Source organism: Kribbella sp. NPDC049174 (assembly GCF_043197365.1).
In the GTDB taxonomy this organism is placed as follows: domain Bacteria; phylum Actinomycetota; class Actinomycetes; order Propionibacteriales; family Kribbellaceae; genus Kribbella.
Genome location: NZ_JBICSZ010000022.1, coordinates 11,278 through 35,232, shown reverse-complemented (window position 1 = coordinate 35,232; position 23,955 = coordinate 11,278). Strand labels below are relative to the sequence as shown.

Here is a 23,955-nt window from a genome sequence, read left to right as displayed (position 1 = left end):
ACGCCAAGACCCCTGAATCGTCACCGATGTCCTGACACATCGAGTGTCACCGATGTCCTGATGCAGAACTGTCACCTATGTCCTGAGACATCACATGGAGAAACCGCGAACGAGGAAAACATTAGAACAGATGTTCGATCGGGGCAACGAATCCTGACCCGTCAGATTTGCTTGGTCCCAGGGGCGAACGCGGCTGGGCTCAGGTGGCGGGGAAGGGGTGCACGCAGAGCTCCTCCACCCCGCCAGACCGGGAGGTCAGCGGCGCTGGGTGGTGGCGTGCGGGAGGGTGCGGTCGAGCGTGAGGATGGTGACGGTGGCCAGGAGGGCCAAGGCCGACAGCGCCAGCCAGGGGAACTCGTGGCGGGCCTCGAAAAGCTGTGCGAAAAAAGCCGGCGCCAGCACGCTCGCGAAGGTGAAGGAGTACTGCCAGTAGGACAGGTACTTCCCATGCCCGACCACCGGAGCGACAGCAGCAGCAAGCGCGTTGGAGGTCGCCGCGTGCAGTACGTCGGCGAACGCAAAGACCATCGTCGCCAGGATGAGCCCGGGCACCACGAGTGCGGTCGGGATGTGCAGGAGCGACGCCATCAGCACTCCCCACACGGCCCACGTGAGGCCGGCGACGATCAGCACATTGGTACGACGACGCCGCTCGGTGTGCCGCACCACCAGCGTCTGCCCAGTAGCCAGTACGACGGACACCGCGGCCAGCAAGACTCCGACCAACCACTCAGGTGCGGGCAGCGCGTCAGCGACGTACACGGGGAGTCCGACACCGAAGAGCATCGTGCAGAGCGCCAGCACGGTGTTGGCGCCGATCAGGATCAGGAACGGCTTGTCCTTGCGTAGCAGCGGTGCCGGGCCTGTGTCCTGCACCTCACGCTGGTGGTGCGAGGGGTGCAGCCGGAGCAGGAGCAGACCGGCCAGGAAGAACGTCACTGCGTTGAGAGCCATCGCAATCAGGAACGGAGTGCTACCGCCAGCGGCCAGCAACGCACCAGCAGCCAGCGCACCCAGGCCGAAGCCGCCAGCCTGCATCATGCCGCCCAGGCCGAACCACCTGTCGCGATCACCCTCGTCGGCCACATCCGACAGCAGACTGAAGATCGACGACCAGAACACCCGCTGACCGAACGTCGTCAGCAGCGCACACAGGAACAACAGCCACAGCGACCGGCCGAAGAAGAACCCGGTGAACGCCAGCCCCTGCGCGAACTGGGAACCCACCACCAGCGCGCGCGGCCCGAGCCGGTCGATCACCACACCCACTGCGGCCGGTGCGGCGATGGAGAAAAGTGTCGCCACGGTCAGCAGCGTTCCCGCCGTACCGAGGGGGACCTCCGCAACCCGCACGAAGTAGAGCAGCAGCAGCGGTCCGGCACAGCCTCCACCGAACGAGTCGATCGCCAGGCCGGCGAGCAGCGGAAAGCGGCCGCGGATGTTCGGGAGGCCGAGGGACGTAGCTGTAGGCATGACAGAGTGCTCCGATCGCATCGACTCTGCCCACTCGCAGCGCAGCTACGAGACCACTCCACCAGGGGGCGTTCCCCTGACTACAGTTGGGGCTCTCGGCCAAAGACAGTAGCAAGCTCCGGCCGAGAGCCTCTAGTTCTTTTCAGTCCGCTGCGACCACCGGTCGTACCGACACATGCCGCAGCGGCCGCCACGCCACCGCCGTCATCAGCACCATCGCGAAGAAGGCGATGGCGAACGGAGCCGCCAGCCCGTAGCGCTGCGCCAGTACGCCGCCCAGCCCGGCACCGATCGCCGCACCGCCCACTGAGGCGAGTAGATACACGCTGTTCACCCGCCCCATCAGCGGCTCCGGGGTGGCGAGTTGCCGGGCAGTCGTCGACACGATGCCCCACACCACCGCGTGGACGCCGAACACGGCCATCGTCGCGCCGGCGACCCACGGACTCCGGGTCAGCGCGAGGATCAGGTGCACTGCCGTCTCGATCACCAGTCCGGCCCGCAGCAGGGTCAGTGAGCCGACCCGGGGCTCCAGCACGTGGTACACCGGCATGCCGAACACCGCCCCGATTGCACCGACCGACACCAGCAGGCCGAACTGCGTCTCACTCAGCCCAAGCCGCTCCCGGGCGAACAGCACCCAGGTCGCGAAGGCTGCACAAAAGGTGATGTTCATGACGAGGATCGAGCAGGCCAGCGTTCGTACACCCGGGTGCGCCCACAACCAGCGAACCCCCTCGCGTACTTCGCTACAAAGCGCCGTACTCGGCGAGTCACCAGGGGGTGCCGGACGTACGGCGACCCGCGCGATGAGGGCCGCCGCGGCCGCGAAGGTCACAGCGTCGAACACCAGCGGGACACCGGCACCAACGGCGAACAGCAACGCGCCGAGCGGCGGACCGCCGAGCTGCTGCAACACCGTCCCGCTGGCGAACAACCGCGCATTCGCTTTACCCAGTTGCTCTTTGGGTACGGCGCTCACCAGCAGTGCACCGGATGCGTTGTCGGCCAGCGTCTCCGCCGTACCGAGCAGGAACAGCGCGGCGTAGATCGCCCACAGCGGCGAGGTGTCCAGCAGTACGGCGATTCCGAGCGCGCCGAGGACGGTGGCCCGAAAGATGTCAGCGGCAACGATCATCAAGCGGCGGTCGAGCCGGTCGACGAGAGCCCCGCTGAACAAGGCGAACAGCAGCCAGGGCAGCTGCTGGACGAACGCGGCCGCGCCGACCGCGGCCGGCTCGCGGGTGATGGAGGCGACCAGCAACGGGCCGGCGGCAAGCATCGCGCCGTCGCCGAGGTTCGAGATGATCGAGGCCGGCCAGATCTTGCCGAAGTCGGAACCGAGTTCGGGCGGCAGCAGGAACGTACGGAGGGATCGCATACGAACTCCAGAGAGCATGACGGGACAACCTGACAACCGGCGCCGCTCCGACGCCGGCGGGTGGTCCGGTCAGCTACTGATCAGGCGGTACTGATTCAGCGCGGTGACCGGACGGTGCGTGCCATGTCCTCGAACGACCGAGACATTGCGCTCACCTCCGTCCGCATACTGGGCGGCCTGTCCGCCTCTCCGCAGACCATACAGTTCACTCCCCGTCCCCGCACTCCCGTTCGCCCCCAGCAGACCGCCGCGCTATCCTCAACGATCGGCGACCACGTCGCCTGGAGGGTTCGCATAGTGGCCGAGTGCGCTGGTCTTGAAAACCGGTATGGCGGGTGACCGTCATCGTGGGTTCGAATCCCACACCCTCCGCTCAAACGGTCCAGAAAGTCGCTCTGACCTGGGTTCGAGTCGTGGCCTGGCCGCCGTTCGGACGTTGGCGGCTGTGGCGGCCGCGCGGCTCTGCGGATGTAGCGCAGGCGGATCAGGGGACTAAGTCCCATCGCCCGCCTTCATCGCCGATTTGAGGTAGGCGATGACGGCGTCGTGTGTTGGGCTGCTTGCGCCCTCCGTGCGGGAGGCTTTGACGGCCCAGTCCAGAGGAGTCTCGCCGGAAGTGTCAGATCGCGCCGTCAGGTCAGCGCCCTTCTCCACAAGGTTGCGGACCTGTTCGAGGTCTCCGCGCCAGGCAGAAATGTGAAGCGACGTAGCCGGCCACGGTGGACGCTCCAGCGCCTGCTCGAACGCTTCGCGGGTGTGGACGGGTTCGCCGTGGGAGATGATCACACGCTCGAACGGAAGGTCCAGCATCGCCCGCAGGTCAGGCCGGGCACGCTCCTCGTGAGTGGGTGACATCCACACCCGCAACGATCCAGCTCGCTCCGTCATGCTGTCGCCGAACACCAAAGTCTTGTGTTCGGGAAGGTAGAGCGGCGTCTCGTGCCACCCGCGTGGATCCCGGAAAGGCATCAGGCCTCCCGGCAGCTCCTGACCGGGCTGGATCTTCTGTACGTCGGTCTCGAGCGGCCCGCCTTTCTCGATCATCTCCGGATCGAAGGCGTTCGGGCCGAAGGCGCCGCATCCATAGCGCTGGACCAGCGCATCGACGCTCCAGGTCGTCCGGTCGTCCCAGGTCTCGCGCAGGTGATCGCCAATCAGGACCGCGACCGCGGTGGGCGGTCTGTCGGCGAAGCGATCCCATACCTGGGTCGCCTGCTCCGGCGGGAGCAGCGGGTCGAGGACCCACCTCTCGGCGCCTGCGTCCACGCAGACGCTCGTCACCACTTCCTGCCAGTCGTGGCCTTCGCTCCAGTTGGGATGCTCGAGTCGCCAGATCCAGAGAGCCGGCGTGAGGTCGATGACCTCCACAGTCGGCGAGCTTTGCGGATCCATCGCATCACTCCTTCGCTTCTGGACCTGTCGGATAGCCAGCAGAGGCTGTGTTGCAAGTCCTACCGGACACCCTTGCATCCAGCGATGCCGCGCACCTCAACATATGCCTGACCGCGCGGCGTCCCCTGCAACAAATTGCAAGTCACTGGATCGGCAGACGCGACCGTCGGCCCGAGCCATCTGATCCGTAGGAGCGTCCCGCCCCGATTTCTCACCCGACCCACCCGCAGAGACGATCGCGTTGCTTCGCGCCGAGGGCGTAGGGCGCGGGCGGCGGAGGAAGAGGTCGAGGATCAGCACCGGCGGGGCGGCGTACGCCCAGGCGGGACGCGGAATGCGAGCGACTGGTCGCCTCGAGGAAATCCGGGCGGCGGTGTCGGATCGGGGGCGAGGTGTTCGTTGGAGGGGTGAGCGGCCACCCACGTGGGCTGGCCACGGACTCGAGGAGAGCGTCATGACCGCGACCTACACCTTCGACATCTTCTGCACCCTCGACGGGTTCGGCTCGTACGACGGGGGCGACTGGGGCGGGTATTGGGGTAAGGGAGGCCTTGAGTTTCTTGATCGGCGCCTTGCCTTGTACGAGGAGGAGCAGCGGATGGTGCTCGGGGCGAACACCTATCGGCAGTTCGTGGAGGTGCTCGGCCCGAGCCCCGAGGAGTCCACGCTGGACGACCCGGTGAACATGCGGATGATGACCATGCCGACCACCGTGGTGTCGAGCACACTCGAAGGGCCCCTCGAATGGTCGAACGCGACCCTCGCGAGCGGTGACGCCGCCGACGTTGTTGCCCGGCTCAAGGAGGAGTCCGAGGTGCCGTTGCGCTCACACGGCAGCCTGACGCTGAACCGGGCCCTGATGGCCGCCGGCCTGGTCGACCGCGTCCAGGTGACGATCTTCCCGGTGATCACCGGTCAGACCGGAGTGGACCCGATCTTCCAGGGCGCAGCCGACTTCGACCTCGAACTCATCGAGACCCGCACCCTCGACGGCCACACCCAAGAAATCATCTACCGCCCCACCCTGCACGTCTGATTCCGTCCCTGCGCCCGTCACCCACGACGAACTGGCTCCGTGAGGTGTCAGGGTGGGGTTATGGAGCTGCGGATTCCGGTGGGTGGGGGCGAGGTTTGGGCTGAGCATGTGGCTGGGGCTGGGGTGCCGGTGGTGTTGTTGCATCCGGGGGTGGGGGATTCGCGGGTGTGGGATCCGGTGATGCCTCGGTTGGTGGATCGGCATCGGGTGGTCCGGTACGACGTACGCGGGTACGGGCGGTCCGCGTTGCCGACGAGTGAGTTCTCGTTGGTCGAGGATCTGGTGAGTGTGCTCGATCAACTGGGGCTTGAGCAGGTGGTGCTGGTCGGGTGCAGCATGGGCGGGGACACGGCGCTCAGTCTGGCGCTGAATGATCCGGCGCGGGTACGGGCGCTCGTACTGCTGTGTCCGGGGGTGAGTGGCTTCCCGTGGCCGGACGAGCCGGAGCTTGATGCGGAGTACGACGCCTTCGCCGAGGCCCGCGACGTGGACGGGCTCATGCAGCTCGGACTGCGGTTGTGGGCCGCAGCCGGAGCCGACGAAGCAGCCGTCGCCCAGCTGGAAGCCGCAGTGCCCGCGTGGTTCGACCAGGCCGACTACCTGCGAAAGGACCCGCCGGTCTACGACCGCCTCCACGAAATCCAGGCCCCGTCCGTGGTGATGGTCGGCGACAAGGACCGCCCGATCCTCGCCGCCGTCGCCGGCGCCGCGGCCGCCCGCATCCCCAACTGCGAGTTCATCTGGCTCCCCGGCGCCGACCACCTCCCAAGCCTGCGCACCCCGGACCAGATAGCCGAAACCATCCTCCGCCTAGCTCTTTGACGGGTAGGAGAGGTGTTGGTGGATTAGTTGCCAGGTGTTGTTCACGCGCTGGAAGAGGCGGGTTGAGCGGGACTGAGTGTCGACTCCGGCGGCATCCACGTGGTCGATACCCCAGGCGACGGCCAGGGTGCCGGAGGCCTTCACGGTGAGGTCGGTGGTGGTGAAGGTGATCTCCTCGGTGGTGGCGTCGAGGCCGGACTTGCAGACTTCGCGGACTGCTGGTTTGCCGGTGTATTCGCCGTCGAGTTCGTAGGAGACGACGTCGTCGGCGATGGGCTGCATGAGCGCGTCCAGGTTGCGGGCGGTCGTGTCGGCGGTCCATTGGTTCAGCAGGTCGCGGATCTGTTCCGAAGCAACGGCGGGTGGTACGTCGTCGAGGGGGAACGAGTGGTGTTCGTGGGTGACTGTCCAGCGGTTGTTGAGGCGGCGGAGACCGATGGTCAGGCGGAGGCGGAGGGCCGGGTTGGCCTTGTGTTCGTCGGGGGTGCCGCAGAGGAGGAGGGCGTGGGCGAAGGCGACGTCCTCACCTGCGGTCACGTCGAGGGACTCGAGTGCGAAGGACGCACCCGAGCGCTGCCATTCGAAGAAGCCGGGCCAGGTGTCGCGGTAGGCGTCCAGCCCGCGCACTCCGTCGTACGGCGGGGGCACGTCAAACATCACGATGTCCGGGGCGTGGTCGGCCAGAACCGTGTCCAGGTCGCCGGCGTGGACCGCGGTGACCCAGTTCTCGATCAGCGTGCGGACTTCCTGCTCGTTCGTCATGTTTCCGTCCTAGCTCGAAGAAGAAACCGTCACCGCTAGAACCCCGGCCCAAGGCGGAAACTCATCGCGCCAGCAGGAGAAAGCTCAGAAAACCTCCGCCGGCAGCCCGAACGAGTCGAAGTCGGCCTCCAGGAACGAGACGACCTCGACGATCTCCGACCCGCGGACGCCGATCACGTCCAGCCCGCCCGGAACGTACCGGTCGACATCCCACAGGTACGTCCCGAACGCCAACTGCCCGTTCGCCCGCGTCGGCAGGAACCGCCACTTCTCCCGCAGCGGTCCGTCCAGCAGGAACCGCCGGATCCCGGCCCGCCCCGAGAACCACTGCAGCAACGGCGGCATCGAGTACTTCGCGTCGTCCGCGAGCATCGCCACGATCGCGTCGACGTTACCGGTCTCCCACGCAGCCATGTACCGCCGTACGAGGTCCCTCTCGGCAGACTCGCCCAGGTTGCGCAGCGTCTCCTGCTGTGTTGGCTGCAGAGAGCTCAACACCGCCCGAGCCCGCTGCAGCGCACTGTTCACCGCGGCAACCGACGTCTCCAGCAGCTCGGCGACTTCACGGGCGGCAAACGTGTGTACGTCGCGCAGCAGGAGGACTGCACGCTGTAGCGCAGACAGGTGCTGCAGCGACGCCACAAACGCCAGCTCCACCGACTCCAGAGCCACCACTCGCGCCTCGGGGTTCAGCCGCGTGGTCCACTCCAGCCGGCTCGTCGGGTAGGGCTCCAGCCACTCAGCCTCGAAGGAGGCGCCCAGGTCGGTCGGCAGCTCCCGCTTCGCCCGCCTCTCGATCAGAGTGAGGCACCGGTTCGTGGCGATCTTGTAGAGCCACGCCCGGATCGAACCACGGTCCTGATACCCGTCGAGACCGCTCCAGGCCCGGACGAGCGTCTCCTGTACGGCGTCATCCGCGTCCGCGTCGGACCCGAGCATCCGGTAGCAGTGAGCATGCAGCTCCCCACGCCACGGCCCCACCAGCTGTCCGAAGGCGTTCGCATCACCGCGTCGTGCGGCATCGAGGAGCTCGCGCATTACCTGCACGCTAGCGAGTGACTGGTCCAGCGTTCCACCGCTGCCGTGGCGTTTCCGTTGTCCACAGCCTCCCGACACCGCTCCAGACAGTCAGCGAACTGCTCGAGCAGCAGCCCATTTCCAAGCTCCAGAGTCACCAGTGCAGCCGCGGCATTCAGCAGTACGACGTCCCGCACCGGTCCACGCTCACCGTCGACCAGACCGCGCAACACCCGCGCGTTGAACGCAGCATCTCCACCACGCAGCTCAGCCAATGACACCGGCGCCAATCCGAGCGACCGCGGGTCGAACACCACCTCCGAGGCAGTGCCGCCGTGCACGACCCACAAGCGCGACAGCCCGGTCGTGGTCAGCTTGTCGAGCCCGTCGTCGCCACGTGCGACCAGTGCGGACCGGCCCTGCGCAGCCAGCGCGCCGGCGATCACCGGCAGCATCCGTGGGTTGGCGACCCCCACTAGTTGGTGCTGAGGGTCTGCCGGGTTCAGCAACGGCCCGAGCACGTTGAACGCGGTCGGCACCGCCAACTCACGTCGGACCACTGCCACGTGGCGCAGCGCCGGGTTGAAGCGTGGTGCGAACAGGTAGGTGAGTCCGACCTCGGCAGCGACCTGCGCGGCCTCGTCAGCGGACAGGTCGAGTGGCACACCCAGGTGCTCGACCAGGTCGGCAGAACCACCAGCGGACGACGACGCCGCGCGGCCACCGTGCTTGACCACCGTCACGCCAGTGGATGCCACCACCACGGCCGCCATGGTCGAGATGTTCACCGCACCGGTCCGGTCGCCACCCGTCCCGACGATGTCCACGAACGGTCCGGGGATCCGCACCGGCGTTGCGTGCGAACGCAGTACCGAAGCAAGGCCGGCGATCTCCTCGGCCGTTTCGCCCTTGGCCCGCAGGGCGATCAGGAAGCCGGAGATCTGGGCCGGTGACGCGTCGCCCAGCACCAGTTGGTCCATCGCCCACGCGGTGTCCGCCGCCGTCAGGTCGGAGCCGGCCAGGAGCGTGGAGATGAGCCCGGACCAGGTTCGGAGTGTTGTTGCCATCGGCAATCCTCGGGGTGCGGGGCCGCCGGCGAGGAGACATGACAACGGCCGCCTCGCAGGAGACGGCCGGGTGGTTACGCGGAAGCAGGACCGTCTACTCGACGGCCCACCAGCTACCCGCGGACAAGAACATGGCACCGACTATAACGTCAGGCGACGAGCTCTTCCGCAACGTTCCAGCCGCGGATGTGGTCGACGGTGAAGGTCGGGACGAGGTGTGCGTCGTCGCCGACGCTGCTGTCCGGGAAATCGAAGACGGCCAGCATCAGTTGCAGCGGGTACGACGGGGCGCCAGAACAACTGCGGATCGGAGTCCCGTCGACGAAGAACGTCGCCTCGCCGGAGACCCACTGGACGGCGTACGTGTGGAAGTCGGCCAGGTCGATCGGGAGGCGGATCGCCTCGAAGTCCTGCGGCACGGCCGGGTCGCGGATGGTCTTCAGGCCCATCCCGACCGCGGTGGACTCGCCGGGGACGATCGCGTCGCCGAAGATCTCCATCACGCAGATCTCCCCACACCGCTCCGGCTGGTCCTCCAGCCCGGCCATCCACAGCGACACCATGGACCGCGGACTGATCTCGGCACGGGCGTGCAGCTCGACGTACCCGCCGTTCGGCGTCCAGCCCCAGAACGGCTCCTGCTCCTCGCTGACGACCAGACCCTCCCGGTACGGCTGCTGACCGACCGTGCTCCCGACCGGGCCGGAGAAGTTGCCGGACTGGATCCCGGACACCCGCAGGTCCGGTTTGTGGTCGCCGCCGCACCACAGGCCCTGGTCCGGCGGGATGCTGAGCGTCAGGCAGGAGTCACCCAGCTCGTACGTCGCTGCTGACGCCGTACGCGAGCTCCACTGCGGCAGGTAGTACGGCGACCACACGGACAGGTCCAGCGAGGATCCGTCGAAGTGGTCCTCGAACACAAGGTCACCACGGGTCTCAGGCATGACCCCATCATGGGCCCTGGCCTCGGCCTGTCACATCATGGTGGCGCGATCCGTCAGGGGAGTTGACGGAGTACGACGGGAGACTGGGACCAGTGGACGAGCACGACCAGCTTGCGCGGCAGTTCGAGCACCACCGGGGGCACTTGCGGGCGGTGGCGTACCGGATGCTCGGTTCGCTGACGGAGGCCGAGGACGCGGTGCAGGAGGCCTGGCTGCGGCTGAGCCGGTCGGACGTGAGTGACGTCGGCAATCTGGCCGGCTGGCTGACCACGGTGGTGTCGCGGGTCTGCCTGGACACCCTGCGTAGTCGCAAGTCCCGGCGTGAGGACTTCGTGCCTGACCCGATCGTGACGCGGGAGGACAGCGGGCCGGGGCCGGAGGAGCAGGCGGTCCAGGCGGACGCGATCGGTCTCGCGCTGCTCGTCGTACTGGAGACGCTGGCGCCGGCGGAGCGGCTCGCGTTCGTGCTGCACGACATGTTCGGGGTCAGCTTCGACGAGATCGCGACGATTGTGGACAAGTCGCCGGCGGCGACGCGGCAGCTGGCCAGCCGGGCGCGGCGGCGGGTGCAGGGCAAGCCGGTGGGTGACGGGGATCCGGGGCGTCAGCGGGAGATCGTCAACGCCTTCCTGGCGGCCTCGCGGGGTGGGGACTTCGAGGCGCTGCTCGAGCTGCTCGATCCGGACGTCGTACTGCGTGCCGACGCCGGCGCGGCGACCGCGGAGTTCGCGGGCCCGGCCGTCTCGAAGCTGGTCCGTGGTGCGCGGGCCGTGGTCGAGCAGGCGCTGTTGTTCAGCCGGATGGCGCCGTACACCGAGCTGTCCCTGGTCAACGGCATGCCAGGCGCCGCGACGGTTGTCAACGGCCGCCTGATGGGGGTCATGGACCTCAAGGTCGTCGACGGCAAGATCACCGAGATCAACATCCTCGCCGACCTCGACCGCCTCGAGCAGCTCCCTATCCCGGCCTGACAAGCGCCAACACCCTCCCGGCCTGCGCTTCCGCCGTGCCGGGAGGGTTCCGCGCCGCACTCGGTCCACCCGGCCCGACCAACGTGAGCCAGAACGCGGCCCACAGGCACCGCGCTGCGTGGAATCGATCCAGGTCGACAGCAAACCGCTCGGCGAAGCCGGTCCAGTCGGTGTCGCGTGCGGACAGGTGCTCGACCAGATTGGCGAGCTCGACGGCCAGGTCGCCGCGCCCCGCGTCCTCGAAGTCGACGATGCGGACGCGGGTGCCGTCCCAGAGGTAGTTCTCCAGATTCGGATCACCGTGCGCGACGACCGGGTCCCGTACGTCTGTCAGCTCGTCAGCAGCACCATCAAGCCAAGCGCAGGCGGCTGAGCCGATCACACCTGGGACCTCTCGCAGTACGGCGAGCCCGGTGCGGACCCGATCGACGAGCGTCGGCATGTCGATCGGTGCCAGGTCGTCGGGCGGTGTGGACCACAGGGCGTGCAACGCGTGGGCCAGGGCGTCGAGCTGCGGCGGGGTGAGAGACCCACTGAGCGGGACACCCGGGACGACCGTCATCGAGATGGCGGGCGAGCCTGCAGCCCGCGTCCGGTCGAGGGGAGCGGGGACGAGATCGGGTGCGTGCCGGGAGACCAACTCCAGGGCCGCCCACTCGCGGCCGGGCTCGTCGCGGGGCCAGGAGAGGTACCGCTTCGTCAGGACCGCGCCGGTGATCTCGACCGCGTGAGTGGGTGCCATCCGAGAAGTTTGGCCGACGTGTCGATAACCGCCGAGCCCCTTCGACGTACCGGTAGAAACGGATAGCCGAAGGAGTGGGTGGGATGACGACGCAGACGGTGGCACCGGTTGCCAGCGACGTGGTGGCAGGGCTGTTGGGCGCCGGTTTCAACGGTGCGATCAGGCTCCCGGGCGACCCGGAGTACGACGTACAGCGGAAGTCCGTGATCCCGACGGTCGACTCGCGGCCGCTCGTGGTCGCGGAGACGTACGGCAGGACCGACGTCCAGGCCGCGGTCCGGGCGGCGCGTGAGTACGGGCTGCCGATCGCGGTCCAGGCGACCGGTCACGGTACCCGGGTCCCGGCCGACGGCGGCATCCTGCTGAAGACGACCCCGATGACCTCGGTCCTGATCGACCCCGAGCGCCGGATCGCCAAGGTCGCGCCGGGTGCGCGCTGGGGCGCGGTGCTCGACGCTGCCGGGCAGTTCGGCCTGGCGCCGCTGTCAGGTTCGTCCCGCGATGTCGGCGTCACCGGGTACACCCTCGGCGGCGGAGTCGGCTGGTTGGCCCGGAAGTACGGCTTCGCGGCCGACAGCGTGATCCGCGCCGAGGTCGTCACCGCCGACGGCCGATTCGTCACCGCCAGCGCCGAGCATCACCCGGACCTGTTCTGGGCCATCCGCGGCGGCACCGGGAACTTCGGCATCGTCACGTCCCTGGAGTTCCGGCTGTACTCGGTCCGCCAGGTGCACGCCGGCATCGTGTACTACGGCATCGACCGCGCGGCCGACATCCTCCGCCGCTACCGCGACTGGACCGCCACGATCCCGAACGACCTGAGCACCGCCGTCGTCCTGACCCGCGTCCCTGGCACCGAGCAGCGCGCGGTCGCGATCAAGGTCATGTACGCCGGTGCGGCCGACGTGGCCGAACACCTGCTGAAGCCACTGTTCGAGGTCGCCGGCGAACGGCTGGCCGGCGAACTGACAACGATCGAGTACGGCGACGCCGCGATGGGCGGAACGCCGGCCCGGCACCTGGACTTCCTTGACGTACTGACGGACGACGTGATCGACGTGCTGACCGGGTTCGCGGACGAGGACGCGCCGACCATGGAGATCCGGCACTGGGGCGGATCGATGGCGCACCCCGGTCCGGGCGCGGGACCGGTCGGGCACCGCGGAGCGTCGTACTCGCTGATCGTCGAGCGCGAGATGCACGGCCTGCTGCCGAACTCCGGCCGCACCTTCGTGAACTTCCTCGGCGACCCCGGCCGGGCGGACACGGCGTACACACCCGATGACCTGGGCCGGCTGCGCGAGGTGAAGCGGGCCTACGACCCGACGAATTTCTTCCACCTGAACGCCAACATCCGGCCGTAAGACAAAAGCGACCCGGTCCCCAGGAGGGCAGGGGACCGGGTCGCTCAGGGCGTCTGTCAGACCGTGCCGGAGTTGCCGTACACCGAGACGTGGACGTGGTCCATGTGGTTCGCGGTCGCACCGCCGCGATCCTCCATCCCACGCCAGCCTTCACTGCTGCGCTGGACGGTCCAGATCTGCTGCTGGTAGATCAGCTCGCTGACCCCCAGCTTCTTGTAGTTCGCCTTCAGCCACTCGGCGACCTCCTTGCCCTCCGAGCCGCTGACCATGATGTCGAGCGCGCGGCCGGTGGAGTGCTCGGAACCGCTGTCACCGGCGCGAAGTCCGCCGTACGACGAGATGTTCGGGAACTTCGCGCAGACGGCCCGGTGGACCCGGATCGCGTCCTCGGTCAGACCGCTCTCGACGCTCGAACCGGTCTTGCAGGCTGCCTGCGAGATGGTGCCCGCGGTGCTCGCGACCGGCTTGGTGGCGGACAGGTACTGCGCCTTGACCCAGCGGGACTTGCCGTCGCGGACGATCTCGGCCCAGATGCCGTCGACCTTGCCGGTGACGGAGACCTTGGTGGCCTTCGGGATGACGTCCAAAAGGGTGCCGACGACCGGCACGGACCAGACGTTCACGTCTGTGGTGGTGTACTTCGAGCCCGTCACCTTCGGCGGTGTCGCGGCCGCGGCAGCTGCGCGGGTCTTCGTCGCGGTGGGCTTCGGGATCGGCGCCTGCTTCTTCAAGTGCTTCGCCGTCGGAGCGGCGGCCTTGGGCTTCGGCTTGGGGGTGGTGAGGTTCAGCGGCGGACGGAGAGCGTCGCGGCTGATGGCCGACTCGCGCGCCAGCTGCAGGGACGAGCTGGCGATCGGGGTGTCGAGTTTGACCTCGTGGTCGGGAAGTGCGGCTGCCGAACCGGTGGCCACCAGGGCCACCGCCGCGCCGGGAATCGCCACCTTCAAGACTCCTGGCTGTATCACCTTCGGGCGCGGTTGACGGTGCCGCGCCTGTCTATGCCGTCCTGCAGTCACCTTCACACCCAATCTTGCCCGAGACCAAAACGTTATCGACCGGAGGAGTCAAGCACACAACCCGGAAAGGTTCGCAATCGGCCCGCACTCTTAACGCATTACGAACATGCCGAGCGCACGCCGACCGTGATCTGCACGCTATCCGGATGTAATCGGCCCGAGATCAAACGCTTGGGCAAATTTCGTGTCGTCGTTTCAGTGCAGAGCGTCGGTGATCGCTCGTCCGATCCAGGCGGCGTACCGCTCGAGCGGCCAGCCGCGCTGCAGGACCAGGAGCTCGTACAGCTCGACCGAGATGTAGGTCCACAGGACGTCGGCGACCTCCTCGACCGTGATGCCGTCGCGCAGTTGGCCGCTGTCGACCAGGTGGCGGCCGAACATCGTCATCCCGATCAGCCGCTCGTCCAGCAGGGTCTGCCAGGTCTCCCGCAACGTCTCGTCGTGATGACGGCCGTCCCGGATCAGGATCTGCACCCGGGCCGACCGCTCCTGCCGGAGCGACAGGCCGTCGACGTACAGCGCGATCTTCCGCCGTACGTCGGGCTCGGCCTGGATCGCCTGTGACTCGGGCCGCTCGGCCATCGGCACCGGCTCGTCGTCACCGGCGAGGACGAAGTCGAAGACCGCCTTGGCCAGAGCCGCCTTGGTGCCGAAGCCCTTGTAGATGCTCTCGGCCGAGACGCCGGCGCGCTTGGCGACCGCGGTGATGGTGGTCGCCTGGAACCCGTTGGCCTCGAACAGGTCCCTGGCGGCGACCACGACGTCGCGCCGCCGTTGCCGGGCCTGCGCGCGCCGGCCGGAGGCGTCGTACTGCCTCTTGACTTCTGTCATCACCGGTCCCATGGTTTTAGATACAGGTTCACTGTATCGAATTCTAGGGGGAAGCATGAGTACCACGGCAGGCGTGTCGGCGAGCGATCTCGCCGTTCGCTGCATCCGGATCATGGCCGACGGCGAGCGGGCCGACTTCGAGGCCGTCGTCCATCCGGACGCGGTCAACCGGGAGGGTGACGTCGAGCCGCCGGAGTGCCGCGTCGGCGGACCCGCGGGCTACTACGCGATCGCGCTCTGGTTGCGGACCGCGTTCGCGGACCTGGCCTACGAGATCAACCATGTCGTTGCCGACGGCAACCTGGTGGCGATCCACTCGACCATGAGCGGCCGGCATGTCGCGCCGTTCGCGGTCTACACCACCGAGGGCGTGGACACGGTGTTCCCGCCGACCGGGAAGACCTTCGCCATCACTCAGTCGCACTGGCTGCGAATCCAGGACGGCAAGGTGGTCGAGCACTGGGCCAACCGCGACGACCTCGGCCAGGCCAAGCAACTCGGCTGGGTTCCGCCGACCCCGGCGTACCTGTTCCGGATGGCGCGCGCCAAGTCCCGCACGAAACGCGCCGCCGCCTAGGTGTGATCCAGCCGGCGGCGCGCGGCGCCGCCGGCTGGTTGACTGCGGGGGTGGACGAGCTGGGTTTCCGGATCGAGGGCGGGGCGGTGGCCCGGCTGGTGATCGATCGGGTCGAGAAGCGGAACGCGCTGACGCGGGCGATGTGGGAGGCCCTGCCCGGGGTGCTGGCCGAGCTGGCCGCGGACGACGCGGTGAAGGTGCTGCTGGTGACCGGGGCCGGGCCGGGCTTCTCGGCCGGCGCGGACATCGGCGAGCTGATCTCCGGCGCCGATCCGGCCGATCCGATGGCGGAGCTGCGCGCGTTCAACCTGCGGGCGCAGGCGGCGTTGCGGGAGTTCCCGAAGCCGACGATCGCGGTGGTCCGCGGGCACTGCATCGGCGGCGGGCTGGAGATCGCGGTGAACTGCGACTTCCGGTTCGCGGCGTACGACGCTCTGTTCGGGGTGACACCGGCCCGGATCGGAGTGGTCTATCCGCCGGACGCGATCAAGGTGCTGCTGGACCTGGTCGGTCCCGCGACGACGAAGTACCTGCTCTTCAGCGGCGAACTGCTCACCGCTGCACAGGCTGAGCTCAAGGGGTTGGTGGATCGCGTGGTCGAGCCGGCCGAGCTGGATGCCGAGGTCGAGGCGTTCGCGGCGACGCTGGTGTCGCGTTCGCAGCTGACGATCCGCTCGGCCAAGGAGTCGGTCAATGCGCTACTCGCGGGTGCGGACGCCGACGTGCTGGCCTTCAAGCGCTATCAGGAGACGATCGCGACCGGCGAGTTGGCCGAAGGCATCGCGGCGTTCGCCGGGAAGCGCCGGCCCGAGTTTCCCTCAGGCGCTGATTAGCGTTCCGCGCAGTTCCACCCGGTCGCCGACGAGGGCGGAGATGCGCGCGGCGACGGCTGCCGCGCGGTCGTCGTCCGCCACGTCGATCAGGACCATCCCGGACACCTGGTGATCGGTCGGGACGAACGGGCCGGCGGTGACCGCCGGCGCGTCGTCGCGGATCCGGACGATCCGGCCTTCGCTCGGGAGCTGGAGCTCCTCGGCGCTGACGAGCTCGCCGGTCGCGGCCAGCTCGGTCTTGACTTCGGGTATCCGGCGGGCAGCATCCGCCCCGTAGATCATCACGACGTACTTCATGGGCTGGTCGCGGGAAGGTCCGTCCGTCAGGGCGACGAGGATCCGCGACTGCCTCCCTTCGGCGATTGGCGACTGTCGGTCCCAGCTGATTGGATGGATTATCGCGGCCGGACGGGCCGTCAGTGCACGCCGAGAGACGCCGGTACGGGTCTCGTCGAAGCGTGAACCTCAACACGCTGCGTCCGCGTAGCTGTTGGAATCCTCGCCCTTAGGTCGGGGAGGACGTCAAGGGCTCACCGTAGCCATGCAGAACCCCGCGGGACCGGATGGCCCGCGGGGTTCTGAGGTCTTCCAACGGATCAGTACCAGTGCCGTCGTCCGCCGACGGCGCGGCCAGTGGACCCGAGCAGCAACAGCACGGCCCCGACGATCAGCACGATGATGCCGAGCGTCCACAGGATCGAGATGTTCAGCACGAGACCCAGGACCAACAGGATCAGTCCGAGGATGAGCATGAAGCCTCCTTCTAGAGGGCCGCCGGGCGGAGGGTGGCGGCCACATTGAATCCGGTGCCCACTCGGCAAACCTCCAACAAGTGTTTGACCTTATGGCGCGGCGACTGTCTGCAACGGTGATTCCACCGGTCGCTTCCGGCTGACGAGGAGACCGCATCCAGCGATGCCGACGGCGATGAACACCCACACCGCCCAGAACGCGATCCGGTAGCCGTGCGTCAGTGCGGTCGGGGTTGCGCCCGTCGTACTGGCTGCTGCGACGGCGGACAGGGCTGCGATGCCTACCGCACCACCGATCTGGAAGCTGGCGCTCTGCAGCCCGGATGCGACACCGGAGTCGTCGCCGGCCACATCACTGAGCGAGGCGATGGAGCCGGCCACGGTCCCGGCGCCTAGTCCGGCGCCGAAGATGGTCAGACCCCAGAAGGCCAGCTCGAAGTAGCCGGAGTGCACTGTCAGCTGGGTCATCAGCGTCGCACCGACTCCGGACACCAGTAGCGATACGAAGGCGACCCGGCGCGGTCCGACCCTCGTGACCAGGTGCTGGCCGATGATCGACGCCACGACCGCGGCAGCCGCGAGTACGGCGGACATGAGGCCATAGCGGACTGCGGAGATGCCGAGCGCCAGCTGGGCGTACTGCGTGTAGATGTAGTTCAGCCCGTACGCGGACAGACCCCAGCCGACCGTGATGAGGTTCCCGCCGACCAGAGCACGCGACCGGAAGATCCGCAGCGGCACGAGCGGTGCGGCCGACCTCTTCTCCACCAGCACGAACAGCGCGAACAGCAAGCCCGACAACACCAACAGCGCGATCGTCCGTACGACTGGGGAGTCCGGCGCCTCGATGACGGCGTACACGAGCACGATGAGCGCACTGGTCACAGTGACCGCGCCGGCGACGTCGAACCCGCGTCGGCCAGGCACACGGCTGTCCAGCAACAGTGCAGGCGCCAGTACGACGACCAGCACGCAGACCGGCACGTTGATGAAGAAGATCCACTGCCAGCCGAGTCCGTCGGTCACAGGGCCTCCGATCAGGGACCCCGCCGTACCGCCGACCCCGCTGGTCGCTCCCCAGATCCCGAGCGCCTTGTTGCGATCCGCGCCATCCGGGAACGTCGTCATCACGATCGACAACGCACTGGGCAGCAGTACGGCGGCCGACGCGCCCTGCAGCCCACGTGCGAGCACCAGCGCGTCACCACTCCAGGCGAACCCGCACAGCAGTGACGACCCGGCGAACAGCAGCAGCCCGGTGATGAACACCCGACGCCTGCCGAGCAGGTCGGAGATGCGTCCACCCAGCAGGAGCAGGCCGCCGAACATCAGCGCGTACCCGCTCGGCACCCACTGCACGCCACCGCTCGAGAACGTCAGTTCACGTTCGATCGACGGGACCGCGACCAGCACGATCGACGCGTCCAGAATGATCATGAACCCGGTCAGGCACAGCAACGCCAGTGCCCACCAGCGCTTCGACTCTGTCACCATCTGACATCTCCAGTGCGGCGGAACGCCCCGGCTGGGCGTCACTCGGTGGGGACGTCGGGGCGGCCAGGACCACCTCGACATTTCTGTCGAAAGTCGTCCACCGGGTCCGACGTACCGGGTGAGAGGGGGTCACAGCGGCCTCCGCGAGCGTCAGGATGGTGCCTGTGAAATATGTGCTGCTGATCTACAGCAACCCCGACAGCTGGGCGAGCCTGTCCGCCGAGCAACGCGAGGGTCTGGGGCGGGCCCATGAGGAGCTGACGCGTGAACTGAGCGAGCAGGGCCTCCTGGTCAGTGCGGCCGGCCTGGCCGACCCCATCACCAGCCGGACCGTCCTGGTGCGCGACGACACCACCACGACCACCGACGGACCGTACGCTGAGGCCAAGGAGCATCTGGCCGGGTTCTATCTGGTCGAGTGCGATGACATCGACCAGGCGATCAGCTACGCGGCGCGGATGCCGGACGCGAAGTACGTCGCGGTGGAGGTGCGGCCGGTGATGGACACCTCCGGGCTGGAGATGTGAGCGAGCGCAGCGAGCGAACAAATGGGTGGAGCACCGTTCTCGGTCGCGCCGGAGCCGAGCGAAGCGAGGTGAAGGTGTGACCGACTTCGAGCTGCTGCTGCGCGAGCAGGCGCCGCAGGTGCTGAGTGCGCTGGTCCGGCACTACGGGCACTTCGACCTGGCCGAGGAAGCGGTCCAGGAGGCGCTGCTCGCGGCCGCTCAGCAGTGGCCGGCCGAGGGGGTGCCGGACAACCCGCGCGGCTGGCTGATCCGGGTCGGGTCGCGCCGGCTCACCGACCTGCTGCGCAGCGAGTCGGCCCGGCGCAAGCGTGAGGAGAACGCGGCCCAGCTCGCCGCACCGGAGGAGTTCGTTGCCTCCGGCCCCGACATCGACGATCCGGGCGGCCGGGACGACACACTGACTTTGCTGTTCCTGTGCTGCCATCCGGCGTTGTCGCCGGCCTCGCAGATCGCGCTGACGCTGCGCGCGGTCGGCGGTCTCACCACCGCGCAGATCGCGGCCGCCTTCCTGGTGCCGGAGGCAACGATGGCGCAGCGGATCAGCCGGGCGAAGCGCAGTATCAAACAGGCCGGCAGCACGTTCGAGCTGCCACCGGAAGCCGAGCGGGACGAGCGGATGGGCGCCGTACTGCATGTCCTCTATCTGATCTTCAACGAGGGCTACACGGCCTCGTCCGGTACGTCGCTGCACAGTGCTGAGCTCACCACCGAGGCGATCCGGCTGGTGCGTGGTGTGCGCCGACTGCTGCCTGACGACGGTGAGGTGGCGGGGCTGCTGGCACTGATGCTGCTGACCGATGCGCGGCGACCTGCTCGTACCGGGCCTGACGGCGCATTGGTCCCGCTGGCCGAGCAGGACCGGTCGAAGTGGAACAAGGAGACCATCGTCGAGGGTGAGGCGCTGGTGACCGACGCCCTGTCTCGGACACAGCTCGGGCCCTACCAGGTGCAGGCAGCGATTGCCGCAGTACATGACACCGCTGGACGAGCCGAGGACACAGACTGGCGGCAGATCGTCGCGCTGTACGAGGTGCTCGAGCAGATGGTGGACAACCCGATGGTGAAGCTCAACCACGCGGTCGCGGTGGCCATGGCGAACGGTCCGAAGGAGGGGCTCGCCGTACTCGAGCCGCTCGAGTCCGACGACCGCCTGGCCGGGCACCACCGGTTGGAGGCTGTGCGGGCTCACCTGCTGGAGATGTCGGGTGATGCCGCCGGTGCTCGCGAGAGCTACCTGCTGGCGGCCCGCCGTACGACGAGTGTGCCCGAGCGCAACTACCTGCAATCGAAGGCGGACCGGCTCGCCTGAGTCGCGATACACCCCGGCTTGTGCCAAGTTTGAGGGGTGGATCTCACCAGAGCGTCACTCCTCCGCGAGATGCTGACCGGGACAGAGCTCGGCAGCCAGACCACGGAGTTCGCCCACTCGCTCCGCAGGTTCACCACCCGGACCGGCGGCCTGATGCTGTTCGGGCCGGCCGACGACGAGCCGTGGCACCTGACCGCACACCTCGACGACGAGCTGCACCGAGCCGGTGTCGAGCACATCCGCCCGGCACTCGTCCGCTGGTCGCCGCCACCGGGCGCACCGCCGCACCTGTCGATCGGACTGGACAGGTTGCGTGACGCGGGCCGGGGCGAGTCGCTGCTGGTCGTGGCCGAGGAGGACCCGGCTGACACGCTGCTGGAGCGCATCAGCGACGTACGGCGACGTGGTACGACGATCTTCAGCATCGGCAACGGTGACCAGGAGTTGTCGTCACTCAGCCACGAGTCGCTGGTGCCGGAGCTGCTCGTGCCGGACGGGTTCGGGTGGACCACCAGGCGGATCGAGCTCGACCACGACGAGCCGCAGGCCGCCGTACCGACCGACCTCGAGCCGCGGACGTCAGAAGGCTTCGAGATGGCGCAGCATTTGGTCAGCCTGGCCGCGGCGGACGAGGACGCAGGGCAGCCCGCCTGGCGCCGCCGCCTCCGCGCCGCGATCGAACGCCTCAGCGGCGAACCGGGTTAGCTGTCCAGGTAGAGCGCGGCCAGCCGGGGTAAGTGGGTGTGCAGGTCGTCCTCGTCGTCGAAGTCGATCTCCTCTCCGGCCGGCAGGTCCGGCGTGTCCGGCGCCTCGGCGTCGACCGCCTTCCAGTACGCCGCCTCGTCGCCGGTGACGTTCTTGTACGCGTGACTGCCGACGTGCAGCAGCCCCTCGCCGTCGAACCCCTCGAAGCCTTCCGGCCGGTCCTCGTCGACCACGTCGGCCAACGAGTCCGGAACGGCCAGCGCGGCCTCCCAGACCTCCCGGCCCTGCGCGATCAGCCAGCCCCGGAACGAGTCGAACCCGTCCTCCGAGGCCCCCGAGTTGATCAGGTACGCCGCCGCCCACAGGTCCCACCGGTACGACTCGACCTGCAACCGCGCGAGTTCGGCCCCGAACCCCGCGATCGCCTCGGCCTCCAGCCCACCCAGCAGCTTGGTCAGCGCGTCCGCTACCCCGTCCGGATCCGCGACGGTGTCATCCACCCCACCGCGCGCATCCTCGACCAATCCCCAGAACCCATCCCTGTCCACCCCCACAGCGTCTCACCAGCCCCCGGCCTAAGGGGAGCGCTGATTCAGATGATTTCAGCCCGACGTCTCACCCGTGCTCGGCCAACCCGGACGTCAAGGCTTGGGATGAGCCGAAGCAGGCACCGGAACCGCGGTATCGGTAGTGATCCTGGACAGGATCTGCGTCGGCTCGTCGTCACCTTCCGCAGTCGAGCCGGCCGCGGCTTCGTCGGGTTCGGTGCCGTCCTGAGAGGAGAGCGCCGTCGAGGTCAGGGCCGGCCGCTCGTCTGGTTGCGCCGGTGCCTCGCGGAGACGCGGCGGGGCCGCCGTCCAGGCCCGCAAGTCCTGAACGATGTCGCCGTAGAAGGTGTTGATCGCATTCTCGATCGAATCGATGAAGGCGCCCCGGCCGCGGCCACGCTTCGTGCCGAGCGGGAGCCCGAGTGCCACCCGGAACGACCGCAGTTCCTTCTTCGGATCCTCGATCAGCAGCGCGGGTTGCTCACGGACAGCACGCAGGAGCTCCGCCGTACCCGTACCGCGGGCGTGCATCACGAATGCCTCGATGCGAGCGGTGTCCGGTGCGTGCCGCAATTGACGGACCAGCCAGTTGACCCTGGTCGTTGCCCGGCCGTCCCTCGGCGCCGCGATATCGACATGGCAGGTGACCACACCGGCGCGGAGATCCGCCGTCACGACCAGAGGCCCGACAGCGTTCGGGATGTTGATCGAGCCCTGCAGGGTTCCGTTCGTGCACATGGACTGCACGAGTGCCTGCGATCGCAGTGCGGGCTCGGCGAGTTCCTTTCGGCTGAGTGTCGGCGTCACATCGTCACCGAGCTTCCGGCCGAGCTGGAGGCTCACGTAACGGAGCAGGGCATCGAACCGCGCCGCCACCTCCGGAGCACACTTGTCCCCGACGCGAAGCGTGCCTGAGGCAACGGCTTCTCTGGTCGTCACCCAGGACGGTCCCATGTCGTCGAACTGAAGTGCTCCCGATCGTGGATGCTCGAGATAACGGATCAGCTCGCCGAGGATCCACGCCTGATCGGGATCTGCGACGCCGCGATGCTCCTTCTGCAGCACAGCGTCGGCCAGCACCATCGACCACGACCAGTGATGCATCGCGACGCGCTTCAGCTTCCGCTTGTCAACCTTGGTTGGGTGCAGGCCGGCGATCGCCGGGATCTCGTTCGAGATCGTGATCACGGCGTCGAAGTCTTGCTCTCGGGCGATGTCGAGATAGGCCTCGAGCTGTTCCGTGCTCAGCTCGTTGACACCGGTCTTCACCTCGACCAGCGCCGTCCACTGCTTCTGCCCCCGTCGCGCACGCAACAGTCCATCGGGATAGAGGCGACGTTCGCCCAACTGGAAGGGGACCTGATTCGAAGAGGTCACCACACCTCGTCCAGCCGGGCTCGGTGCTCGGGGGTCAGGGTGAGGCGGGCACCGCGGAGGGCGGTGGTCAGGTAGGTGTGGTTGCTGATGCCAATGATTGGGGTGACGGCGGGGGCGCCGGAGGTGAGCCAGGCCAGGACTACCTCGGAGTGGGTGACGTTGAGGGCTTCCGCGACCCCCGACAGGGCCTGGAGGCGGCGGGTGGTGCCGGGGTGATCGAAGGCTTCGGGGATGGGGCGGTCGGGGCGGTTCTCGTAGGCGCCGGACATGAGAGGGCCGTAGGCGAAGAGTTGTTGCGCTGGGTTGGTCTCGGCGTAGTCGAGGACGTCGTCGGTGATCCAGCCGAAGCGGTGGTCGTGGGCGTGGTCGCGGACGAACGGACGCGGCTGGAGGTAGGAGTAGCGCAGTTGCAGCGCGGTCGGGCCCTCCACACCTTGCTCCAGCGCCAAACCGCGCATCCGTTCGGTCCTCCACAGCGCGTAGTTCGATAGACCGATGCGGCCGATCGTGCCGGCCGCTGCGTGCTTGCCGAACGCGGCAACCGTCTCCTCGAGTGGCGTCGAGCGGTCGTCCCGGTGTGCCCAGTACAGGTCGATGTGATCAACACCGAGCCGCCGCAGCGACGTCTCCAGAGCAGTCTCGATCGCCTTCGCGCTGAGCCCTTCCGAGTGCGCCGGGTAGCTGCCGGGCCAGAGCGGTTCGCAGCCGACCTTCGTCGCCAGCTTCACCCGTTCCCGCACGCCCGGCCGCGAAGCGAACCACCGGCCGAGCAACTCCTCACTCTGCCCCCCGTGTCCGCTCGGGTGCTGCCAGAACGCGTAGCAATTCGCCGTGTCGATCCACTCCCCGCCGGCGTCGACGTACGCGTCCAGCAACGCGAATGACTCCTTCTCCCCGATCCGTGTCCCATACTCCATTGCACCCAGCGCGATGTTCAGCATGCCGAGAACCCAACCTCCTAGAGCGCTCTCTAGGTCAAGTCGTCAATTGGTGGAGGCCGTCGGGGCCGGGCGGC

At 68.0% G+C, this 23,955-nt stretch carries 25 protein-coding genes and 1 tRNA gene; 10 read left to right on the top strand and 16 right to left on the bottom strand.

The window, feature by feature from the left end; translation table 11 throughout:
- Nucleotides 1–255: 255 nt before the first annotated feature.
- Both ACGFIF_RS44065 and ACGFIF_RS44060 read right to left on the bottom strand, forming a co-directional pair.
- Nucleotides 256–1,473: an MFS transporter gene (locus tag ACGFIF_RS44065; RefSeq protein ID WP_393163885.1), complete on the bottom strand. Its 1,218-nt coding sequence runs from the start codon at nt 1,471–1,473 to the stop codon at nt 256–258.
- Nucleotides 1,474–1,615: 142 nt separating this feature from the next.
- A complete protein-coding gene (locus tag ACGFIF_RS44060) occupies nt 1,616–2,854 on the bottom strand; it encodes an MFS transporter (RefSeq protein WP_393163883.1) in 1,239 nt (412 codons plus the stop codon).
- A 283-nt stretch (nt 2,855–3,137) separates the two neighbouring features.
- Between ACGFIF_RS44060 and ACGFIF_RS44055 the strand changes: the two genes are divergently transcribed.
- Nucleotides 3,138–3,226 (top strand) — tRNA-Ser (locus tag ACGFIF_RS44055).
- A 120-nt stretch (nt 3,227–3,346) separates the two neighbouring features.
- On the opposite strand, the gene ACGFIF_RS44050 is transcribed toward ACGFIF_RS44055, so the two are convergent.
- A complete protein-coding gene (locus tag ACGFIF_RS44050; RefSeq protein ID WP_393163881.1) occupies nt 3,347–4,222 on the bottom strand; it encodes a hypothetical protein in 876 nt (291 codons plus the stop codon).
- A 478-nt stretch (nt 4,223–4,700) separates the two neighbouring features.
- Here ACGFIF_RS44050 and ACGFIF_RS44045 point away from each other — a divergent pair, with 478 nt between their 5' ends.
- Nucleotides 4,701–5,282, top strand: a complete 582-nt coding sequence (locus tag ACGFIF_RS44045) for a dihydrofolate reductase family protein (RefSeq protein ID WP_393163879.1) — start codon at nt 4,701–4,703, stop codon at nt 5,280–5,282.
- Nucleotides 5,283–5,342: 60 nt separating this feature from the next.
- The gene (locus tag ACGFIF_RS44040; protein ID WP_393163877.1) at nt 5,343–6,104 is read left to right on the top strand and encodes an alpha/beta fold hydrolase; all 762 of its coding nucleotides are present in this window, start codon (nt 5,343–5,345) and stop codon (nt 6,102–6,104) included.
- On the opposite strand, the gene ACGFIF_RS44035 is transcribed toward ACGFIF_RS44040, so the two are convergent.
- From ACGFIF_RS44035 to ACGFIF_RS44020, 4 genes are all read right to left on the bottom strand, one after another.
- A complete protein-coding gene (locus ACGFIF_RS44035) occupies nt 6,093–6,866 on the bottom strand; it encodes a YybH family protein (protein ID WP_393163874.1) in 774 nt (257 codons plus the stop codon). The genes ACGFIF_RS44040 and ACGFIF_RS44035 overlap by 12 nt on opposite strands.
- A gap of 84 nt (nt 6,867–6,950) precedes the next feature.
- The gene (locus ACGFIF_RS44030) at nt 6,951–7,904 is read right to left on the bottom strand and encodes a sigma-70 family RNA polymerase sigma factor (protein ID WP_393163871.1); all 954 of its coding nucleotides are present in this window, start codon (nt 7,902–7,904) and stop codon (nt 6,951–6,953) included.
- Nucleotides 7,904–8,950 carry an anthranilate phosphoribosyltransferase gene (gene trpD / locus ACGFIF_RS44025; RefSeq protein WP_393163869.1) on the bottom strand — a complete coding sequence of 349 codons (1,047 nt, stop codon included), beginning with the start codon at nt 8,948–8,950 and terminating at the stop codon, nt 7,904–7,906. The genes ACGFIF_RS44030 and trpD overlap by 1 nt, the downstream gene beginning before the upstream one ends.
- Nucleotides 8,951–9,099: 149 nt before the next feature.
- Nucleotides 9,100–9,894, bottom strand: a complete 795-nt coding sequence (locus ACGFIF_RS44020) for a glycoside hydrolase family 16 protein (RefSeq protein WP_393163867.1) — start codon at nt 9,892–9,894, stop codon at nt 9,100–9,102.
- 92 nt (nt 9,895–9,986) lie between these two features.
- Here ACGFIF_RS44020 and sigJ point away from each other — a divergent pair, with 92 nt between their 5' ends.
- Nucleotides 9,987–10,865, top strand: a complete 879-nt coding sequence (gene sigJ, locus ACGFIF_RS44015; protein WP_393163865.1) for an RNA polymerase sigma factor SigJ — start codon at nt 9,987–9,989, stop codon at nt 10,863–10,865.
- Here the strand turns inward: sigJ and ACGFIF_RS44010 are convergent.
- Entirely contained in the window at nt 10,852–11,607 is a 756-nt protein-coding gene (locus ACGFIF_RS44010) for a phosphotransferase family protein (RefSeq protein ID WP_393163863.1), read from the bottom strand. The genes sigJ and ACGFIF_RS44010 overlap by 14 nt on opposite strands.
- An 83-nt stretch (nt 11,608–11,690) precedes the next feature.
- Between ACGFIF_RS44010 and ACGFIF_RS44005 the strand changes: the two genes are divergently transcribed.
- Complete coding sequence (locus ACGFIF_RS44005; protein WP_393163861.1) at nt 11,691–12,971, top strand: FAD-binding oxidoreductase; 1,281 nt, start codon at nt 11,691–11,693, stop codon at nt 12,969–12,971.
- 56 nt (nt 12,972–13,027) lie between these two features.
- On the opposite strand, the gene ACGFIF_RS44000 is transcribed toward ACGFIF_RS44005, so the two are convergent.
- Together ACGFIF_RS44000 and ACGFIF_RS43995 are read right to left on the bottom strand one after the other, a co-directional pair.
- A complete protein-coding gene (locus ACGFIF_RS44000) occupies nt 13,028–13,912 on the bottom strand; it encodes an SH3 domain-containing protein (protein WP_393163859.1) in 885 nt (294 codons plus the stop codon).
- A 270-nt stretch (nt 13,913–14,182) separates the two neighbouring features.
- Complete coding sequence (locus tag ACGFIF_RS43995) at nt 14,183–14,818, bottom strand: TetR/AcrR family transcriptional regulator (RefSeq protein ID WP_393163857.1); 636 nt, start codon at nt 14,816–14,818, stop codon at nt 14,183–14,185.
- A 55-nt stretch (nt 14,819–14,873) separates the two neighbouring features.
- Between ACGFIF_RS43995 and ACGFIF_RS43990 the strand changes: the two genes are divergently transcribed.
- Nucleotides 14,874–15,395, top strand: a complete 522-nt coding sequence (locus tag ACGFIF_RS43990; RefSeq protein WP_393163855.1) for an ester cyclase — start codon at nt 14,874–14,876, stop codon at nt 15,393–15,395.
- Between the two features lie 50 nt (nt 15,396–15,445).
- Complete coding sequence (locus tag ACGFIF_RS43985) at nt 15,446–16,228, top strand: enoyl-CoA hydratase/isomerase family protein (RefSeq protein WP_393163853.1); 783 nt, start codon at nt 15,446–15,448, stop codon at nt 16,226–16,228.
- Here ACGFIF_RS43985 and ACGFIF_RS43980 read toward each other — a convergent pair.
- The 3 genes from ACGFIF_RS43980 to ACGFIF_RS43970 form a co-directional block, all read right to left on the bottom strand.
- Nucleotides 16,214–16,525: a YciI family protein gene (locus ACGFIF_RS43980; RefSeq protein WP_393163851.1), complete on the bottom strand. Its 312-nt coding sequence runs from the start codon at nt 16,523–16,525 to the stop codon at nt 16,214–16,216. The two genes, ACGFIF_RS43985 and ACGFIF_RS43980, sit on opposite strands and share 15 nt — an antisense overlap.
- 299 nt (nt 16,526–16,824) lie before the next feature.
- Nucleotides 16,825–16,980 (bottom strand): DUF6131 family protein, encoded by a 156-nt coding sequence (locus tag ACGFIF_RS43975; RefSeq protein ID WP_393163849.1) that lies wholly within the window; start codon nt 16,978–16,980, stop codon nt 16,825–16,827.
- 90 nt (nt 16,981–17,070) lie between these two features.
- The gene (locus ACGFIF_RS43970) at nt 17,071–18,474 is read right to left on the bottom strand and encodes an MFS transporter (protein WP_393163846.1); all 1,404 of its coding nucleotides are present in this window, start codon (nt 18,472–18,474) and stop codon (nt 17,071–17,073) included.
- A gap of 164 nt (nt 18,475–18,638) precedes the next feature.
- Between ACGFIF_RS43970 and ACGFIF_RS43965 the strand changes: the two genes are divergently transcribed.
- From ACGFIF_RS43965 to ACGFIF_RS43955, 3 genes are all read left to right on the top strand, one after another.
- A complete protein-coding gene (locus ACGFIF_RS43965) occupies nt 18,639–19,001 on the top strand; it encodes a YciI family protein (protein ID WP_393163844.1) in 363 nt (120 codons plus the stop codon).
- A gap of 76 nt (nt 19,002–19,077) precedes the next feature.
- A complete protein-coding gene (locus ACGFIF_RS43960) occupies nt 19,078–20,310 on the top strand; it encodes an RNA polymerase sigma factor (RefSeq protein ID WP_393163842.1) in 1,233 nt (410 codons plus the stop codon).
- 36 nt (nt 20,311–20,346) lie between these two features.
- Complete coding sequence (locus ACGFIF_RS43955; protein WP_393163840.1) at nt 20,347–21,015, top strand: hypothetical protein; 669 nt, start codon at nt 20,347–20,349, stop codon at nt 21,013–21,015.
- On the opposite strand, the gene ACGFIF_RS43950 is transcribed toward ACGFIF_RS43955, so the two are convergent.
- From ACGFIF_RS43950 to ACGFIF_RS43940, 3 genes are all read right to left on the bottom strand, one after another.
- Nucleotides 21,012–21,563 carry a DUF4240 domain-containing protein gene (locus tag ACGFIF_RS43950; RefSeq protein ID WP_393163838.1) on the bottom strand — a complete coding sequence of 184 codons (552 nt, stop codon included), beginning with the start codon at nt 21,561–21,563 and terminating at the stop codon, nt 21,012–21,014. The two genes, ACGFIF_RS43955 and ACGFIF_RS43950, sit on opposite strands and share 4 nt — an antisense overlap.
- Before the next feature lie 93 nt (nt 21,564–21,656).
- Nucleotides 21,657–22,940: a hypothetical protein gene (locus tag ACGFIF_RS43945; protein ID WP_393163836.1), complete on the bottom strand. Its 1,284-nt coding sequence runs from the start codon at nt 22,938–22,940 to the stop codon at nt 21,657–21,659.
- Complete coding sequence (locus ACGFIF_RS43940) at nt 22,937–23,881, bottom strand: aldo/keto reductase (protein ID WP_393163833.1); 945 nt, start codon at nt 23,879–23,881, stop codon at nt 22,937–22,939. The genes ACGFIF_RS43945 and ACGFIF_RS43940 overlap by 4 nt, the downstream gene beginning before the upstream one ends.
- Between the last annotated feature and the right edge of the window lie 74 nt (nt 23,882–23,955).

Coding starts and splice junctions, on each gene's coding strand:
- ACGFIF_RS44065 (WP_393163885.1), bottom strand. CDS start 1,473: ATGCCTACAGCTACGTCCCTCGGCCTCCCGAACATCCGCGGCCGCTTT.
- ACGFIF_RS44060 (WP_393163883.1), bottom strand. CDS start 2,854: ATGCGATCCCTCCGTACGTTCCTGCTGCCGCCCGAACTCGGTTCCGAC.
- ACGFIF_RS44045 (WP_393163879.1), top strand. CDS start 4,701: ATGACCGCGACCTACACCTTCGACATCTTCTGCACCCTCGACGGGTTC.
- ACGFIF_RS44040 (WP_393163877.1), top strand. CDS start 5,343: ATGGAGCTGCGGATTCCGGTGGGTGGGGGCGAGGTTTGGGCTGAGCAT.
- ACGFIF_RS44035 (WP_393163874.1), bottom strand. CDS start 6,866: ATGACGAACGAGCAGGAAGTCCGCACGCTGATCGAGAACTGGGTCACC.
- ACGFIF_RS44030 (WP_393163871.1), bottom strand. CDS start 7,904: ATGCGCGAGCTCCTCGATGCCGCACGACGCGGTGATGCGAACGCCTTC.
- trpD (WP_393163869.1), bottom strand. CDS start 8,950: ATGGCAACAACACTCCGAACCTGGTCCGGGCTCATCTCCACGCTCCTG.
- ACGFIF_RS44020 (WP_393163867.1), bottom strand. CDS start 9,894: ATGCCTGAGACCCGTGGTGACCTTGTGTTCGAGGACCACTTCGACGGA.
- ACGFIF_RS44010 (WP_393163863.1), bottom strand. CDS start 11,607: ATGGCACCCACTCACGCGGTCGAGATCACCGGCGCGGTCCTGACGAAG.
- ACGFIF_RS44005 (WP_393163861.1), top strand. CDS start 11,691: ATGACGACGCAGACGGTGGCACCGGTTGCCAGCGACGTGGTGGCAGGG.
- ACGFIF_RS43995 (WP_393163857.1), bottom strand. CDS start 14,818: ATGACAGAAGTCAAGAGGCAGTACGACGCCTCCGGCCGGCGCGCGCAG.
- ACGFIF_RS43990 (WP_393163855.1), top strand. CDS start 14,874: ATGAGTACCACGGCAGGCGTGTCGGCGAGCGATCTCGCCGTTCGCTGC.
- ACGFIF_RS43980 (WP_393163851.1), bottom strand. CDS start 16,525: ATGAAGTACGTCGTGATGATCTACGGGGCGGATGCTGCCCGCCGGATA.
- ACGFIF_RS43975 (WP_393163849.1), bottom strand. CDS start 16,980: ATGCTCATCCTCGGACTGATCCTGTTGGTCCTGGGTCTCGTGCTGAAC.
- ACGFIF_RS43970 (WP_393163846.1), bottom strand. CDS start 18,474: ATGGTGACAGAGTCGAAGCGCTGGTGGGCACTGGCGTTGCTGTGCCTG.
- ACGFIF_RS43940 (WP_393163833.1), bottom strand. CDS start 23,881: ATGCTGAACATCGCGCTGGGTGCAATGGAGTATGGGACACGGATCGGG.